At 70.0% G+C, this 14,339-nt stretch carries 11 protein-coding genes; 5 read left to right on the top strand and 6 right to left on the bottom strand.

Annotated elements, in window-relative coordinates; genetic code table 11:
* Positions 1 to 236 precede the first annotated feature (236 nt).
* Positions 237 to 1,337, top strand: coding sequence for an AraC family transcriptional regulator (locus BCR55_RS27265; protein WP_053298926.1), 1,101 nt, complete (start codon positions 237 to 239; stop codon positions 1,335 to 1,337).
* 93 nt (positions 1,338 to 1,430) lie between these two features.
* Here BCR55_RS27265 and BCR55_RS27260 read toward each other — a convergent pair whose 3' ends face one another.
* Positions 1,431 to 2,948: a HAMP domain-containing sensor histidine kinase gene (locus tag BCR55_RS27260; protein ID WP_065496879.1), complete on the bottom strand. Its 1,518-nt coding sequence runs from the start codon at positions 2,946 to 2,948 to the stop codon at positions 1,431 to 1,433.
* Entirely contained in the window at positions 2,945 to 3,664 is a 720-nt protein-coding gene (locus tag BCR55_RS27255; RefSeq protein ID WP_006402891.1) for a response regulator transcription factor, read from the bottom strand. Before BCR55_RS27255 ends, BCR55_RS27260 begins: the two co-directional genes overlap by 4 nt.
* Before the next feature lie 218 nt (positions 3,665 to 3,882).
* On the opposite strand from BCR55_RS27255, the gene msrB reads away from it, so the two are divergent.
* The 4 genes from msrB to BCR55_RS27235 all read left to right on the top strand — a co-directional run bounded on the left by msrB (position 3,883) and on the right by BCR55_RS27235 (position 8,419).
* The gene (gene msrB / locus BCR55_RS27250; protein ID WP_065496877.1) at positions 3,883 to 4,398 is read left to right on the top strand and encodes a peptide-methionine (R)-S-oxide reductase MsrB; all 516 of its coding nucleotides are present in this window, start codon (positions 3,883 to 3,885) and stop codon (positions 4,396 to 4,398) included.
* Between the two features lie 37 nt (positions 4,399 to 4,435).
* The gene (locus tag BCR55_RS27245) at positions 4,436 to 6,316 is read left to right on the top strand and encodes a cytochrome c biogenesis protein DipZ (RefSeq protein ID WP_065496875.1); all 1,881 of its coding nucleotides are present in this window, start codon (positions 4,436 to 4,438) and stop codon (positions 6,314 to 6,316) included.
* Between the two features lie 64 nt (positions 6,317 to 6,380).
* Positions 6,381 to 7,124, top strand: coding sequence for a peptide-methionine (S)-S-oxide reductase MsrA (gene msrA, locus BCR55_RS27240; RefSeq protein ID WP_035489667.1), 744 nt, complete (start codon positions 6,381 to 6,383; stop codon positions 7,122 to 7,124).
* Between the two features lie 182 nt (positions 7,125 to 7,306).
* Complete coding sequence (locus BCR55_RS27235; protein WP_065496873.1) at positions 7,307 to 8,419, top strand: aromatic ring-hydroxylating dioxygenase subunit alpha; 1,113 nt, start codon at positions 7,307 to 7,309, stop codon at positions 8,417 to 8,419.
* Positions 8,420 to 8,450: 31 nt separating this feature from the next.
* Here the strand turns inward: BCR55_RS27235 and hydA are convergent, their stop codons facing one another.
* The 4 genes from hydA to BCR55_RS27215 all read right to left on the bottom strand — a co-directional run bounded on the left by hydA (position 8,451) and on the right by BCR55_RS27215 (position 14,272).
* Positions 8,451 to 9,908 carry a dihydropyrimidinase gene (gene hydA, locus BCR55_RS27230; protein WP_065496867.1) on the bottom strand — a complete coding sequence of 486 codons (1,458 nt, stop codon included), beginning with the start codon at positions 9,906 to 9,908 and terminating at the stop codon, positions 8,451 to 8,453.
* Between the two features lie 52 nt (positions 9,909 to 9,960).
* Positions 9,961 to 11,469 carry an NCS1 family nucleobase:cation symporter-1 gene (locus tag BCR55_RS27225; protein ID WP_053298920.1) on the bottom strand — a complete coding sequence of 503 codons (1,509 nt, stop codon included), beginning with the start codon at positions 11,467 to 11,469 and terminating at the stop codon, positions 9,961 to 9,963.
* A gap of 99 nt (positions 11,470 to 11,568) precedes the next feature.
* A complete protein-coding gene (preA, locus tag BCR55_RS27220; RefSeq protein WP_006407312.1) occupies positions 11,569 to 12,876 on the bottom strand; it encodes an NAD-dependent dihydropyrimidine dehydrogenase subunit PreA in 1,308 nt (435 codons plus the stop codon).
* Between the two features lie 58 nt (positions 12,877 to 12,934).
* Positions 12,935 to 14,272 (bottom strand): NAD(P)-dependent oxidoreductase, encoded by a 1,338-nt coding sequence (locus BCR55_RS27215; protein WP_065496864.1) that lies wholly within the window; start codon positions 14,270 to 14,272, stop codon positions 12,935 to 12,937.
* Positions 14,273 to 14,339 lie beyond the last annotated feature (67 nt).

The following is a 14,339-nucleotide window of genomic DNA, read 5'->3' as shown; positions in this document are numbered from 1 at the left end:
GGTGACGCGGGCCGCCGCCTGAACGGCGACTATCGCTTGCGCGGCAGCCCTTGAAAATGATCGGCGCGGCCGAAAAGGTGATTGAAACGGACACGCGCACGCCCGGATGTGTGTCGGCGCACACACGCGTGCCGCGCGCAGCCGCCCGCATCAGGGTGAACCCGGTGGCGCGGCCGGACGTTCGCGGGCAGAATCGCTGGCCCGGACAGGTACTAAAACGGACGGACACTCCCGCCATGACGCGCAGCACGCTTCCGAACCCGCCGGCCGCCCCCGCGGCGGCCGTGCCGGACGCGCCGTCGATGCACGCGCTGCACGACCGGCGCTATTCGCCGACGAAGCTCGCGGTACTCGTCGACGTCGCGTCGGCGCTCGGCGTCGACGCTGCGGTCGTGCTCGACGGCACGGGGCTCGATGCGGCCGCCGTCGCCGATCCCTTTACGCTCACGTCGTCGCTGCAGTTCCTGACGGCCGCGCGCAACGCGATTCGCGCATACGACGGCACCGATCTCGGCCTGCGCGTCGGCAGCCGGCTGCACGCGTCGAGCTACGGGATGTACGGCTACGCGCTGCTCTGCTCGACCTCGCTCGCGCACACGTTCGATTCGGCCGTCAAATACCACCAGCTCGCGAACCGCGTGCTCGCGATCCGCTGGGTCGAGCACGACGGCATCGCGTCGTGGCTGTTTCCGGACCCGCACGAAGTGGCACTGCCCGATCTCGACACCGCGCTGTACCGATTCCTCATCGACCTGCAGTTCGCCGTGCACGTGACGATCATCAAGGACGTGATGGGCGCGTGGTGCGTGCCGGCGCGCGCGCACTTCGCGCAGCCGCGGCCGCCGCATGCGGCGCTGCTGGCCGACGTGCTCGAATGCCCGATCGCGTTCGACCAGCCGCGTCATGCGCTCGGCTATCCGTCGGCGTGGCTCGCACGCGCGCCGCAGCTCGCCAATCCGATCACGGCCGCGCAGGTGTCGTCGCAGTGTGCGCGGCTGCTCGACGAATTGCGCAGCCAGGCCGACGTCACGCGGCGTGTCTATCAGGAACTCACGCGCACGCCCGGCCAGTTTCCCGACATCGACGCGATCGCGGACAGCCTCTGCATCACGTCGCGCACGCTGCGGCGCAAGCTCGAAGCCGAAGGCACGTCGTACAGCGCGCTGCTGACGAGCGTGCGCAAGGCGCTCGCGATCGACTATCTGAGCACGACCACGCTCAGCATCGACGATATCGCGTCGACGCTCGGCTTCAGCGACGCGGTCGGATTCCGCCATGCGTTCAAGCGCTGGACCGGCACGACGCCGAGCGACGTGCGGCGCAAGCGCGGCCGATGACGCGCGATGCGCGTCGGCGCGAGCGGAAAGCGAAGAGCCGAGAGCCGAGGACGTCGCGCGACGCATCGTGCGCCGTACCGCGATCGACGCGGCTCAGCGCATGTCGCCGCCCGTCGACGCGCCGTCGCCGCTCGCGGCCGATGCAACGGGCAGCGCGAATTCGAACACCGCGCCGAACCCCGCACGATCGACAAGCCGGATGCGGCTGTCGTTGAGCAGCAGCATCCGATGCACGATCAGCAGGCCGAGCCCGCCGCTGCGCGCCGCCGCGCCGCTCGCGGGCCGCTGCGGCCGCTGAAACAGCCCTTCGCGGCGCGCCGGCGGAATCCCTTCCCCCGTATCCGACACGGTCACGAGCACGCGGTCGCCGCGCGGCTCGACGGCGACTTCGACGTCGCCGTGCGCGGGCGTGTGCCGCAGCGCGTTGTCGATCAGGTTCGTCAGCACGCGCTCGATCATCGCGACGTCGGCCGACACCGCCGGCACGCGCGACGGAATCCGCGCATGCAGCGCAATGCCGCGCGCCTGCGCGGTCAGCTCGAACTTCTGGAACACGTCCTGCACGAGATCGACGATCGAGAACGCCTCGCGCTCCGGCTGCACGCCGCCCGACTCGAGCCGCGCGAGTTCGAACAGCGCCTGCGCGAGCCGGCCGACCTTCGCGCTCTGCGCGAGCGCGATCGACAGATAGCGGCGCCGGTCGGGCTCGCCGAGCGTGTCGGCCTTCAGCGACAGCGTCTCCAGATAGCCGTGCAGCGACGTCAGCGGCGTGCGCAGGTCGTGCGAGATGTTTGCGATCAGTTCGCGCCGCTGCTGGTCCTGCCGCGTCAGCGCGCGCCATTGCTCGCCGATCCGGTCGGCCATCTGCGCGAACGCCGATTCGAGCACCGCGATGTCGTCGCCGCGCCGGCCGGGCGCGCTGCGCGGTACGGGCGGCTGCGTGTCCGGCGCGCCGTCGGCGTCGAAGCGGCGCATCGCGTCGGTCAGACGGCGCAGCGGACGCGTGATCAGGCTGAACGCGACCAGCCCCGCGAGCAGGCCGAGCAGCGCGACGAGCGCCATCGACCAGAGCGTCGTGCGCAGCACGTTGCCCGCCTCGACGCGCGCGGCAAGCTGGTCGTGCGCCTCGCCGAGCAACACGACGTAGATGTAGCCGGCCGGCGGCTCGCCCGCGCGCTGCAGCGGCGCCGCGCTGAACACCTTGCGTGCGTCGGCGCTGCGCGGATCGTCGCCGAGGATGGGCAGCGGGTCGCCCGCGATGAAGCGCTTCACGGGCGCGAGATCGACGCGGCCGCGCTTCACGTGGCCGGGCGGCGCATCGTCGCCGACGATGCGGCCCGCGTTGTCGAGCAGGTACACCTCGACGCTCGGGTTTACGCCCATCAGCTGGCCGAACAGCGTGCGTACCGCATCGGGGCGCAGCCCGTTCGCGCCCATCAGCGGCGTACTGTTCGCGATGTGCGCGGCGAGATCGCGCGACAGCGCCTGCACGACCTCCTTCTCGCGCATGTCGTTCGCGCGGATCTGCAGCCACGCGGACGCGCCCGAGCAGGCGAGCAGCAGCACCGAGAAGACGAGCGACAGGCGGCGGGTGAGCGTGAGTCTCATCATGCGTCCCGCTGCTCGGGGGCCGCGAGCTTGTAGCCGCGTCCCCATACGGTCAGGATCCGCACGGGTTCGGCCGGATCGGCCTCGATCTTCGCGCGCAGCCGGTTGATGTGCGTGTTCACCGTGTGCTCGTAGCCTTCGTGCTGATAGCCCCATACCGCATTGAGCAGATCCATGCGCGAGAACACCTTGCCCGGATGGCGCGCGAAGAAGTACAGCAGATCGAACTCGCGCGGCGTCAGGTCGATGCGCGTGCCGTCGACGCTGGCCTCGCGCGCGATGGGGTCGATGGACAGTCCCGCGACGTCGAGCGTGCCCGCATCGATCCGCGAATCGCGCGCGAGCGCGTCGACGCGCCGCAGCAGCGCCTTCACGCGTGCCACCAGTTCGAGCACCGAAAACGGCTTCGCGAGATAGTCGTCCGCGCCGATTTCGAGACCGAGGATCCGGTGCACCTCGCTCGAACGCGCGCTCGTGATGATGATCGGCGTGTAGCGCGCCATCGCGCGCGCGCGCCGGCAGATTTCGAGGCCGTCGACGCCGGGCAGCATCAGATCGAGGATCAGCGCGTCCCAGCCGCCCTGTTCCAGCAGCCGCAGCCCTTGCGCGCCGTCCGCGCTGTGCACGACCTCGTAGCGTTCGTCGCGCAGATGCAGGCTCAGCACGTCGGCGATGTCGGCGTCGTCCTCGACGATCAGGATGCGTTTCGGATGGTCCATGGCGATGGCGCGGCGCGCCGGAGCGCGGTCGGGTTGCGGGGCGGATGCCGGATCGGACGGCGCCCGGCTCGAATGGCGGCGCGCGGCCGCTGCCGCCATTGTGCAAAATTTTCCGGCGGCAAGGGATCACAATTCATTTAACTTTCCGTGAGGACTTCGACACCGGCCGCTGCCTACCCTGTGCGCATGTTTTCAGGACCTGCCCTCAGGAGCCGATCATGCCCACCCGCAGACACTTTCTGTTCGCCGGCACTGCCGGCCTCGCCGCGCTGGCCGCGCTGTCGTCGGCCGGCCGCCGCGCGCTCGTCGGCCGCGCGTTCGCCGCGCCGCCGGCCGGTCGCTTCGAAGTCGCGCTGAGCGACGCCGAATGGCACCGCCGGCTCACGCCTGCGCAGTACACGGTGCTGCGCGACGCGGGCACCGAGCCGCCCTACAGCAGCCCGCTCAACGACGAACATCGGCGCGGCACGTTCGCGTGCGCCGGCTGCGATCTCGCGCTGTTCTCGTCGAGCGCCAAATTCGACAGCCACACCGGCTGGCCGAGCTTCTGGCAGCCGCTCGATCACGCGGTCGGCACCGGTGCCGACACCTCGTTCGGGATGACGCGCACCGAAGTGCATTGCCGCCGCTGCGGCGGCCATCTCGGCCACGTATTCGACGACGGCCCGCCGCCGACCGGCTTGCGCTACTGCATGAACGGTCTCGCGCTCGTCTTCCACCCGGCGGCCGCCTGATCCGGCCCCGATCCGCTGACTCTTCGGAGACGCTCCCATGCTGCTCATCGTCCTCGCCTATCTCGGCGGCGTACTCACGATCCTGAGCCCGTGCATCCTGCCGGTGCTGCCGTTCGTGTTCGCGCGCGCCGACCAGCCATTCGTGCGCACCGGCCTGCCGCTGCTCGTCGGGATGGCGCTCACGTTCGCCGTCGTCGCGACGCTCGCCGCCGTCGGCGGCGGCTGGGTCGCACAGGCCAATCAGGCCGGCCGCTGGGCCGCGATCGTGCTGCTCGCGATCTTCGGCCTGAGCCTGCTGATGCCGCGCGTCGCGGAACATCTGACGCGCCCGCTCGTCGCGGCCGGCAACCGGCTCACCGGGCTCGCGCAGCGCGACGGCCGCCCGGCCGGACCCGTGTCGTCGCTGCTGCTCGGCGTCGCGACCGGCCTGCTGTGGGCGCCCTGCGCCGGCCCGATCCTCGGCCTCGTGCTGACGGGCGCGGCACTGCACGGCGCGAACGTCGGCACCACGCTGCTGCTGATCGCGTACGCGGCAGGCGCGGCGACGTCGCTCGGCGTCGCGCTCGTGATCGGCGGCAAGGTGTTCGCCGCGATGAAGCGCTCGCTCGGCGCCGGCGAATGGATCCGCCGCGGCATCGGCGCGGCGCTCTTGGCCGGCGTCGGCGCGATCGCGCTCGGTGTCGACACCGGTGCGCTCGCGCAGTTGTCGACGATCGCGACGGGCGGCCTCGAAACGCGCCTCGTCGACCGGCTCGGCGGCCGCCCGGCGGGCATGCCGATTGCGATGGCGGCCGTCGACGGCGCGCCCGGTCGCATGCAGCGCGATGCCGGCCCGGGCCCCGCGATGATGGCGGCGGCCGATACCGCGGCAGCGGAGCGCAGCGCAGCGCCCGCCGGCGCGATGATGCGCGCGGCCGCGCCGATGGCCGCACCGGCCGCGCTGCCCGTCGAGGGCACGCTGCCGCCGCTCGACGGCGCGGTGCAGTGGCTGAACTCGCCGCCGCTGACGGCGGCCGCCCTGCGCGGCAAGGTCGTGCTCGTCGATTTCTGGACCTATTCGTGCATCAACTGCCTGCGCACGCTGCCGTACACGAATGCGTGGGCGCGCAAGTACGCACGCTACGGGCTCGTCGTGATCGGCGTGCACGCGCCGGAGTTCGCGTTCGAGCGCGACATCGGCAACGTGAAAAAGGCGGTCCACGATCTCGGCATCGACTATCCGGTTGCGATCGACAACCGCTATGCGATCTGGCGCGCGTTCAACAACGAATACTGGCCCGCGCACTACTTCGTCGATGCGCACGGCCGCATTCGCCGCCATCACTTCGGCGAAGGCGAATACGCGGAATCGGAGCGCGCGATCCAGTCGCTGCTCGCCGAAGCCGGGCACCCGGACGCACTGAACGTGCCGGTCGGCCTGGCGGGCAGCCCCGCCCAAGGCGCACTCGCCGCCGCCGACAGCGCGGACGTGCGCTCGCCCGAGACCTACGTCGGCTATGCGCGTGCGGAAGACTTCGCGTCGCCCGGCGGCGTCGTGCGCGATGCCGCGCATCGCTACGACGCGCCCGCGCATCCCGCGCTCAACGACTGGGGGCTGGCCGGCACATGGCAGGTCGGCGCCGAGCACGCGACGCTCGCGGCGCCGGCCGGCCGCATCGTCTACCGGTTCCATGCGCGCGATCTGCATCTCGTGCTCGGCCCGGGCGCGAACGGCAAGCCGGTGCGCTTTCGCGTGACGGTCGACGGCGCCGCGCCCGGCGACGCGCACGGCAGCGACGTCGATGCGCAGGGCTACGGCACCGTGACCGGGCAACGGCTGTATCAGCTCGTGCGGCAGCCGGGCGCGATCGCCGACCGCACGTTCTCGATCGAGTTTCTCGACGCCGGCGTCGACGCGTACGCGTTCACGTTCGGCTGACCGCGCCGGCGCGCACGTCGCGCGCCGCTCGCCCGTTTCGAACCGACTGCGAAGGAGTACCACGATGAACACGACATCCTCCCCACAACCGGCGCGCCGGCGGCGCACGGCGATGCTGCGGCGCATCGGCGCGCTCGCCGTCGCGGCCGCCGCCGTGATCGGCTATCAGCGCGCCGGCCAGTCCGCCGAGCCGACGCGCACGGCCCCCGCCCCGACGCTCGACGAGACGCCCGGCGCGTCGCACGACGAAACGGCCGTGCTCGCCGGCGGCTGCTTCTGGGGCGTGCAGGGCGTCTTCGAACACGTGAAGGGCGTGAAGCAGGTCACGGCCGGCTACGCGGGCGGCGCATCCGAAACCGCGCATTACGCGCTCGTCGGCACGGGCCTGACCGGCCATGCCGAATCGGTGCGCATCGTCTACGATCCCGCGCGGATCACGTACGGCCGGCTGCTGCAGATCTTCTTCTCGGTCGCGCACGACCCGACCGAGCTGAACCGGCAGGGCCCGGACGAAGGCACCCAGTATCGTTCGGCGATCTTCCCGACCAGCGCGCAGCAGCGCGCGATCGCGACCGCGTACGTCGCGCAGCTCGGTCGCGCGCATACGTTCGCCACGCCGATCGTCACGCGCGTCGAGCCGTTCAACGGCTTCTATCCGGCCGAGTCGTATCATCAGAACTACCTCGAACTGCATCCGGACGCGCCCTACATCGCGTTCAACGATCTGCCGAAGGTCGCCGCACTGCAGCAGCGGTTTCCGGCGCTCTACCGCGCCGATGCGGTCCTGTGGCGCGACGCGAGCCGCTGACCGGCGCGGCGGCGGCGGCGGCCGCGCAGGCCGCCGCTGCTTCGTCATATGAAATGTCCGACCGCAACAGCGGGACAAATGGACATCGATCGGGCTTGGCACGGCAACTTCGCGTAGACTCCTCCAGATCGCCGTCGCGTCACGCGACGATCACCATCTGGTCAAGCAAGGAGGCGTCACGCATGCGCGCAGTGCCTTTGCCCGACAGCAACACCCTCGAACCCGCCAGCGGCGCGCTCGTGCGCGATCTGCGCCGCGTGCCGATTCACCCCGATTACTGGTATCCGCTCGCGTGGTCGCGCGAGCTCAAGCGCGGCAAGACGCTCGGCGTGCGCTTCGCCGGCGAGCCGATCGTGCTCGTGCGCACCGAATCGGGCGCCGTCTACGCGCTCGAAGACCGTTGCGCGCACCGCCAGGTGCCGCTGCATGCGGGCGTCGTCGCCGGCGAAACGCTGCGCTGCTGCTATCACGGCTGGACCTACGACTGCAGCAGCGGCCGCTGCGTCGACGTGCCGTATCTCGGCCGCGAGCGGCTGCCGAACGGCGTGCGCGCGTATCCGTGCCGCGAAGCGCACGGGCTGATCTTCGTGTTCCCCGGCGACGCGACGCGCGCCGACGAACGGCCGTTCCCGCTGCTCGCCTCCGCGGACGACCGCGGCTACAAGACGCGCCGCTTCGGCCGCGAGGTCAAGTGCCACTACTCGTTCATGCACGAGAACCTGATGGACATGAACCATCAGTTCCTGCACCGCAAGCAGATGGGCCAGATGCGCGCACGCTGCGTCGGCCGCCGTCGCGGCGACGACTGGGTCGAGGTCGACTACACGTTCGCGCGCATGGAAGGCAAGCAGCCGGTCGGCGAGGCGCTCGTGTTCGGTTCGAGCAAGAAGCCGGGCGACCAGGCGAACAAGAGCGTGATGACGGTGCGCACCGGCTACCCGTATCAGACGCTGCAGATTCGCTCGAGCGAGGGCACGCTCGTGATGGACCTGTGGATCGTCTACGTGCCGCTCGATGCCGCGCAGCGCACCAACCGCACGTTCGGGCTGCTGTCGATCCGCAAGCCGGGCGTGCCGTTCGCGCTCGATCTCGCGTGGCCGCTGCTCGTCTGGTTTACCGAGCGCATCTTCGGCGAGGATCGCTGGATCGTCGAGCGCGAGCAGGAAGCGCACGACCGGCAGGGCGCCGACTGGAACCACGAGGTGTTTCCCGTCATCAACGAACTGCGCGACCTGCTGCGCCAGTGCGGCGCGCGCACGGTGATCCCGATCCGCGAAGTGGACGACGTGCGCTGACGCGCGCCGCCGCCCGCCCCGCGCCGCAGGCTCAGTGCGCGCGCTCGACCGGTTGCGGCTCGCGCAGCCGGTTCGCGATGCGCGCCGCCTCGTAGTAGCCGGCCACGGGCGGCCGCTTCAGGTAGCGGCCCGCGCCGCGCACCGCGCGCAGCTCGCCGTCGGCCCAGGCGAGCGCACCGCGCGTGAGCGTGTGCGTCGCGACGCCCTGCACGGTCATCCCCCCGAACACGTTGAAGTCGACCTGCTGGTGATGCGTGTTCACCGAGATCGTCTTCGTCGCGGCCGGATCCCAGACGACGAGATCCGCATCGGCGCCGACCTGCACCGCGCCCTTGCGCGGATACAGGTTGAAGATCTGCGCGGCATTCGTCGACGTGATCCGCACGAACTCGTTCGGCGTGATGCGGCCGTGGTTCACGCCGTGATGCCACAGCACCGACATTCGATCCTCGACGCCGCCGCAGCCGTTCGGAATCTTCGTGAAATCGTCGCGGCCCATCGCCTTCTGCGAGGCGCAGAACACGCAGTGATCGGTCGCCGTCGTGTGCAGCTGCCCGGCCTGCAGCCCGCGCCACAGCGCTTCGCGATGCTCGGCCGAGCGGAACGGCGGGCTCATCACGTGCGCGGCCGCGCGCGTCCAGTCGGGATCGCGATACACGGCCTCGTCGATCACCAGGTGGCCGGGCAGCACTTCGCCGAACACGCGCAGCCCTTCGCTGCGCGCGCGCGTGATCGCATCGACCGCGTCCTTCGCCGAGACGTGGACGATATACACCGGCACGCCGAGCACCTGCGCGATGCGGATCGCGCGGTTCGCCGCCTCGCCTTCGACTTCGGGCGGCCGCGACAGCGGATGCGCTTCGGGGCCCGTCATCCCGCGCGCGAGCAGCGCCTGCTGCAGCCGGAACACGAGTTCGCCGTTCTCCGCATGGACGGTCGGCAGCGCACCGAGCTCGAGCGAACGCGTGAAGCTGTTCACGAGGATCTCGTCGTCGGCCATGATCGCGTTCTTGTACGCCATGAAATGCTTGAAGCTCGACACGCCGTGCTCGCGCACGAGCGTGCCCATGTCGCGATGCACCGACTCGTCCCACCAGGTGACGGCGACATGGAAGCCGTAATCGGCCGCCGCCTTCTCGGCCCAGCCGCGCCATTCGCGAAACGCGTCCATCAGCGGCTGCTTCGGGCTCGGGATCACGAAATCGATGATGCTCGTCGTGCCGCCCGCGAGCCCCGCGGCCGTGCCCGAGTAGAAATCGTCGCTCGCCGTCGTGCCCATGAACGGCAGTTCCATGTGCGTATGCGGATCGATGCCGCCCGGCATCACGTACTGGTCGTGCGCGTCGACGATCGTCGCGCCGGCCGGCGCGTCGATCTTCTCGGCGATCTGCAGGATCGTGCCGCCGTCCTGCGGCTCGGCGCACAGCACGTCCGCGCGATAGGAGCGGTCCGCATCGATCACGGTGCCGCCGCGAATCAGGATTGCCATCTCGTTGCCTCCTCGTTGACTGTCGGGTGCCGCATGGCGCGCATGCCGCGCGTCATGCACTCGCGATCTGCGCGCGCTGCGCCGCGCGCCATCTCATCCACGTGCCGTACACGCACGACGCCAGCACGAGGCCGACGAACCACGCGTAGGTGTACAGCGTATTGAAGAACGCCGGCACGTTCGGGAACGACGCCGGAAACGCGGTATGCAGAAAGCCGGGCAAGTTCGGCAGCACGCCGATCGCGAGCGCGGCGAGCGCGGCCGGATTCCAGCCGCGCGCATAGCTGAAGCCGCCGCTTTCGTCGAACAGCGCGCGCGTGTCGAGCTGCGTGCCGCGAATCAGGAAGTAGTCGACCATCAGGATCCCGGCCACCGGGCCGAGCAGCGCCGAATAGCCGACGAGCCAGGTGAAGATGTAGCCGTCGGTCGTCGCGAGGATCTTCCACGGCATCATCACGATCGCGATCGTCGCGGTGATCAGCCCGCCCGTGCGGTACGAGATCCGTTTCGGCCAGAGGCTCGAGAAGTCGTACGCGGGGCCGACCAGATTCGCGGCGAGGTTGCAGCACATCGTGTCGAGCGTCAGGATCACGAGCGCGATGCCGACACCGATGCCCGTCATCCGGCTCGTCAGATCGATCGGATCCCAGATCGCGTTGCCGTAGATCACGACCGTCGCGGACGTCACGACCACCGACACGACCGACAGCAGCGCCATCGGCACCGGCAGCCCGAGCGACTGCCCGATCATCTGGTCCCGCTGCGAATGCGCGAAGCGCGTAAAGTCGGGAATGTTCAGCGCGAGCGTCGCCCAGAAGCCGACCATCGCGGTGAGGCCCGGCCAGAAGGTCGCCCAGAACAGCCCGGCCTTCTTGCCGCCGGCCGCGAACTGCGACGGCGCGGACAGCATCGAGCCGACGCCGCCCGCCTTCGAGGTCGCCCACCAGACGAGCGCGATGCACATCACGACCTTGATCGGCGCCGACCAGCTTTCGAGCCAGCGGATCGAATCGGTGCCGTGCACGATGAAATACAGCTGCAGCGCCCAGAACACCAGAAAGCACGCGAGCTGCCCGAACGAGATGCCGACGAGCGGCAGCGCCGCGCCGTGCAGCGCGTTGCCGGTCAGGATGTTCAGCAGCGTGTAGATCGCGCTGCCGCCGAGCCAGGTCTGAATCCCGTACCAGCCGCACGCGACGATCGCGCGCAGCAGCGCCGGCAGTTTCGCGCCTTGCGTACCGAACGACGCGCGCACGAGCACCGCATACGGAATCCCGTGCTTCGCGCCTGCGTGGCCGATCAGCAGCATCGGCACGAGCACGATCAGATTGCCGAGCAGCACGGTCAGCACCGCCTGCCACGGCGACATGCCTTCCTGGATCAGGCCGGCCGCCAGCATGTACGACGCGATGTTCATCACCATCCCGACCCACAGCGCCGCGAAGTGATACCACTTCCAGGTGCGTTGCGCCGGCGTCGTCGGCGCCAGATCGTCGTTGTACAGGCTGCCGCCCGGCATCGCCATGCCGTCGGGTTCGGCACCGTTCGCTGTCGCTTTCATCGGATGCGCTCCACGGAAACGTCCGCGCCGGCATCGCTCGATGCCGGCCGACGGAATCGAAAACGGCGGCCCGGCTCGCACCGCGCCGCCGGCTACCGCTCAGGCCGCCTTCGCATGCTTCTCGGGCGGCGCGGCGCCCGCGCCTGCGTCCGCGCGTGCCGGGTTGTTCGGATGCGTGGTCCAGTTCGCGTAGCCGCCCGCATCGACGCGCTCCATCGTGATGCACTGTTCGACCGGACACACGTGCATGCAGAGGTTGCAGCCGACGCAGTCCGCATCGACGACTTCGAAGTGCCGCACGCCGTCCTTCTCGCGCGTGATCGCCTGATGCGAGGTGTCCTCGCAGGCGATGTGGCACAGCCCGCACTGGATGCAGCGGTCCTGGTCGATGCGCGCCTTGATGTCGTACTGCAGGTTCAGGTACTTCCAGTCGGTGACGTTCGGCACCGCGCGGCCGCGCACGTCGTCGAGCGTCGCATAGCCCTTGTCGTCCATCCAGTTCGACAGCCCGTCCACGAGGTCCGACACGATCCGGAATCCGTAATGCATCGCGGCCGTGCAGACCTGCACGCTGCCCGCGCCGAGCACGATGAATTCGGCGGCGTCGCGCCATGTCGAAATGCCGCCGATGCCGGAGATCGGCAGGTTCGGCGTTTCCGGATCGCGCGCGATCTCCGCGACCATGTTCAGCGCGATCGGCTTGACCGCCGGCCCGCAGTAGCCGCCGTGCGTGCCCTTGCCGTCGACGGTCGGGATCGGCGCCATCTGGTCGAGATCGACCGCGACGATCGAATTGATCGTGTTGATCAGCGACACGCCGTCCGCGCCGCCCTTGTAGGCGGCGCGCGAACCCATCCGGATGTCGCTGATATTCGGCGTGAGCTTCACGAGACACGGCAGCTTCGTGCCTTCCTTGACCCAGCGCGTGACCATCTCGACGTATTCGGGCACCTGCCCGACGGCCGCGCCCATGCCGCGCTCGCTCATGCCGTGCGGACAGCCGAAGTTCAGTTCGACCGCATCGGCGCCGGTGTCCTCGACGAGCGGCAGGATCCATTTCCAGTCGCGCTCGTTGCACGGCACCATCAGCGACACGATCAGCGCGCGGTCGGGCCAGTCGCGCTTCACCTGCGCGATTTCGCGCAGGTTCACGTCGAGCGGACGATCGGTGATCAGCTCGATGTTGTTCAGCCCCGCGATCCGCTGGCCGTTCCACTGCACGGCGCCGTAGCGCGAGCTGACGTTGACGACGTGCGGATCGAGTCCGAGCGTCTTCCAGACGACGCCGCCCCAGCCCGCCTCGAACGCGCGGTTGACGTTGTAGGCCTTGTCGGTCGGCGGCGCGGAGGCCAGCCAGAACGGATTCGGAGAAGTGATGCCCGCAATGGTGCAGCGAAGATCGGCCATGTTCGGCTCCGTGAAGGTGGGGTCGTTGTCGTCGATACGAGGACGCGCGATGCACCGCTCACGCGGCGCGCACACTGCGTTGCGCGAGCGCGGCGTCGATCGACGCGGCTGCGCGCTTGCCGTCCTGCACCGCCTGTACCGTCAGATCGATGCCGCCCGTCGCGGCGCAGTCGCCGCCCGCCCATACGTCGGGCCATGCGGTGCGGCCGTCCGCGTCGACGGCGATGCGCGCGCCGTCGGGCGTCAGCAGCGCGGGGGCGACGCCGTCCGGCACGAGCGTCTGGCCGATCGCCTTCAGCACCATGTCCGCGTCGATCGTCAGGCGCTCGCCGGACGCCGTGTCGAATTCGACGCCCGTCACCTGACCGCCTGCACCGATCATCCGCACCGGGCGCGCATGCGTGACGAGCGTCACGCCGTTCTTCTGCGCGAACTCGCGTTCGGCCCAGGTCGCACTCATCGCTTCGACGCCGCGTCGATACACCATCGTCACGCGCTCCGCGCCGAGCTTGCGGCTCTGCACGGCCGCATCGACCGCCGTGTTGCCGCCGCCGATCACGACCACGCGGCGCCCGACCGGCACGTTCTCGAGCGCATCGGCCTGCCGCACCTGTTCGATGAAATCGACCGCGTTCATCACGCCCGCGAGCTGCTCGCCCTCCACCGCAAGCGCGCGCACGCCGCCGAGGCCGATCGCGAGAAACACCGCATCGTGCCCTTCGCGCAGCGCGTCGAGCATCAGGTCGCGGCCGAGCGCGACGCCCGTCTTCAGTTCGATGCCGCCGACCGACAGCAGCCAGTCCACTTCGCGCTGCGCGAAATCGTCGACGGTCTTGTAGGCGGCGATTCCGTATTCGTTGAGCCCGCCCGCCTTCGCACGCGCATCGAACAGTGTCACGCGATGGCCGGCGAGCGCGAGCCGGTGCGCGCACGCGAGCCCGGCCGGCCCCGCGCCGACCACGGCGACGTGGTATCCCGTGTCGGGCACGCGCTGGAAGCGCACCGCGCCGCTCGCCATCGCCCAGTCGGTCGCATGCCGCTGCAGCGCGCCGATCGCGACGGGCTGCGCGTCCTGATGGTTGCGCACGCATGCGCCCTCGCACAGGATTTCGGTCGGACAGACGCGCGCGCACATTCCGCCGAGCGGATTCGCGGACAGAATGTCGATCGCCGCGCCCTTCAGGTTGCCGTTGCCGATCTTGCGGATGAAGCCCGGAATGTCGATCTGCGTCGGGCAGGCGTGCACGCACGGCGCGTCGTAGCAGTAGTGGCAGCGGCTCGCGGCCGCCGCGGCCGCGGTGGGGTCGAGCAGCGGCGCGATGTCCGCGAATTCGCAGGAGAGCTGCGTGGACGACTGGCGATGCGCGGCGATATCGCCGGTTGGCTGGGTGGTCATACGCGTTCCTTCGGCTGGGTGGAGACAAAGCCGTCCCCGCCGGCTGCGTTGCGGCGCCGGGACGATC

Source organism: Burkholderia sp. CCA53, assembly GCF_001685525.1.
Taxonomy (GTDB): Bacteria; Pseudomonadota; Gammaproteobacteria; order Burkholderiales; family Burkholderiaceae; genus Burkholderia; species Burkholderia multivorans.
Note: the sequence above shows the minus strand (reverse complement) of the source record. Positions and strands in the feature narration are given on the sequence as shown.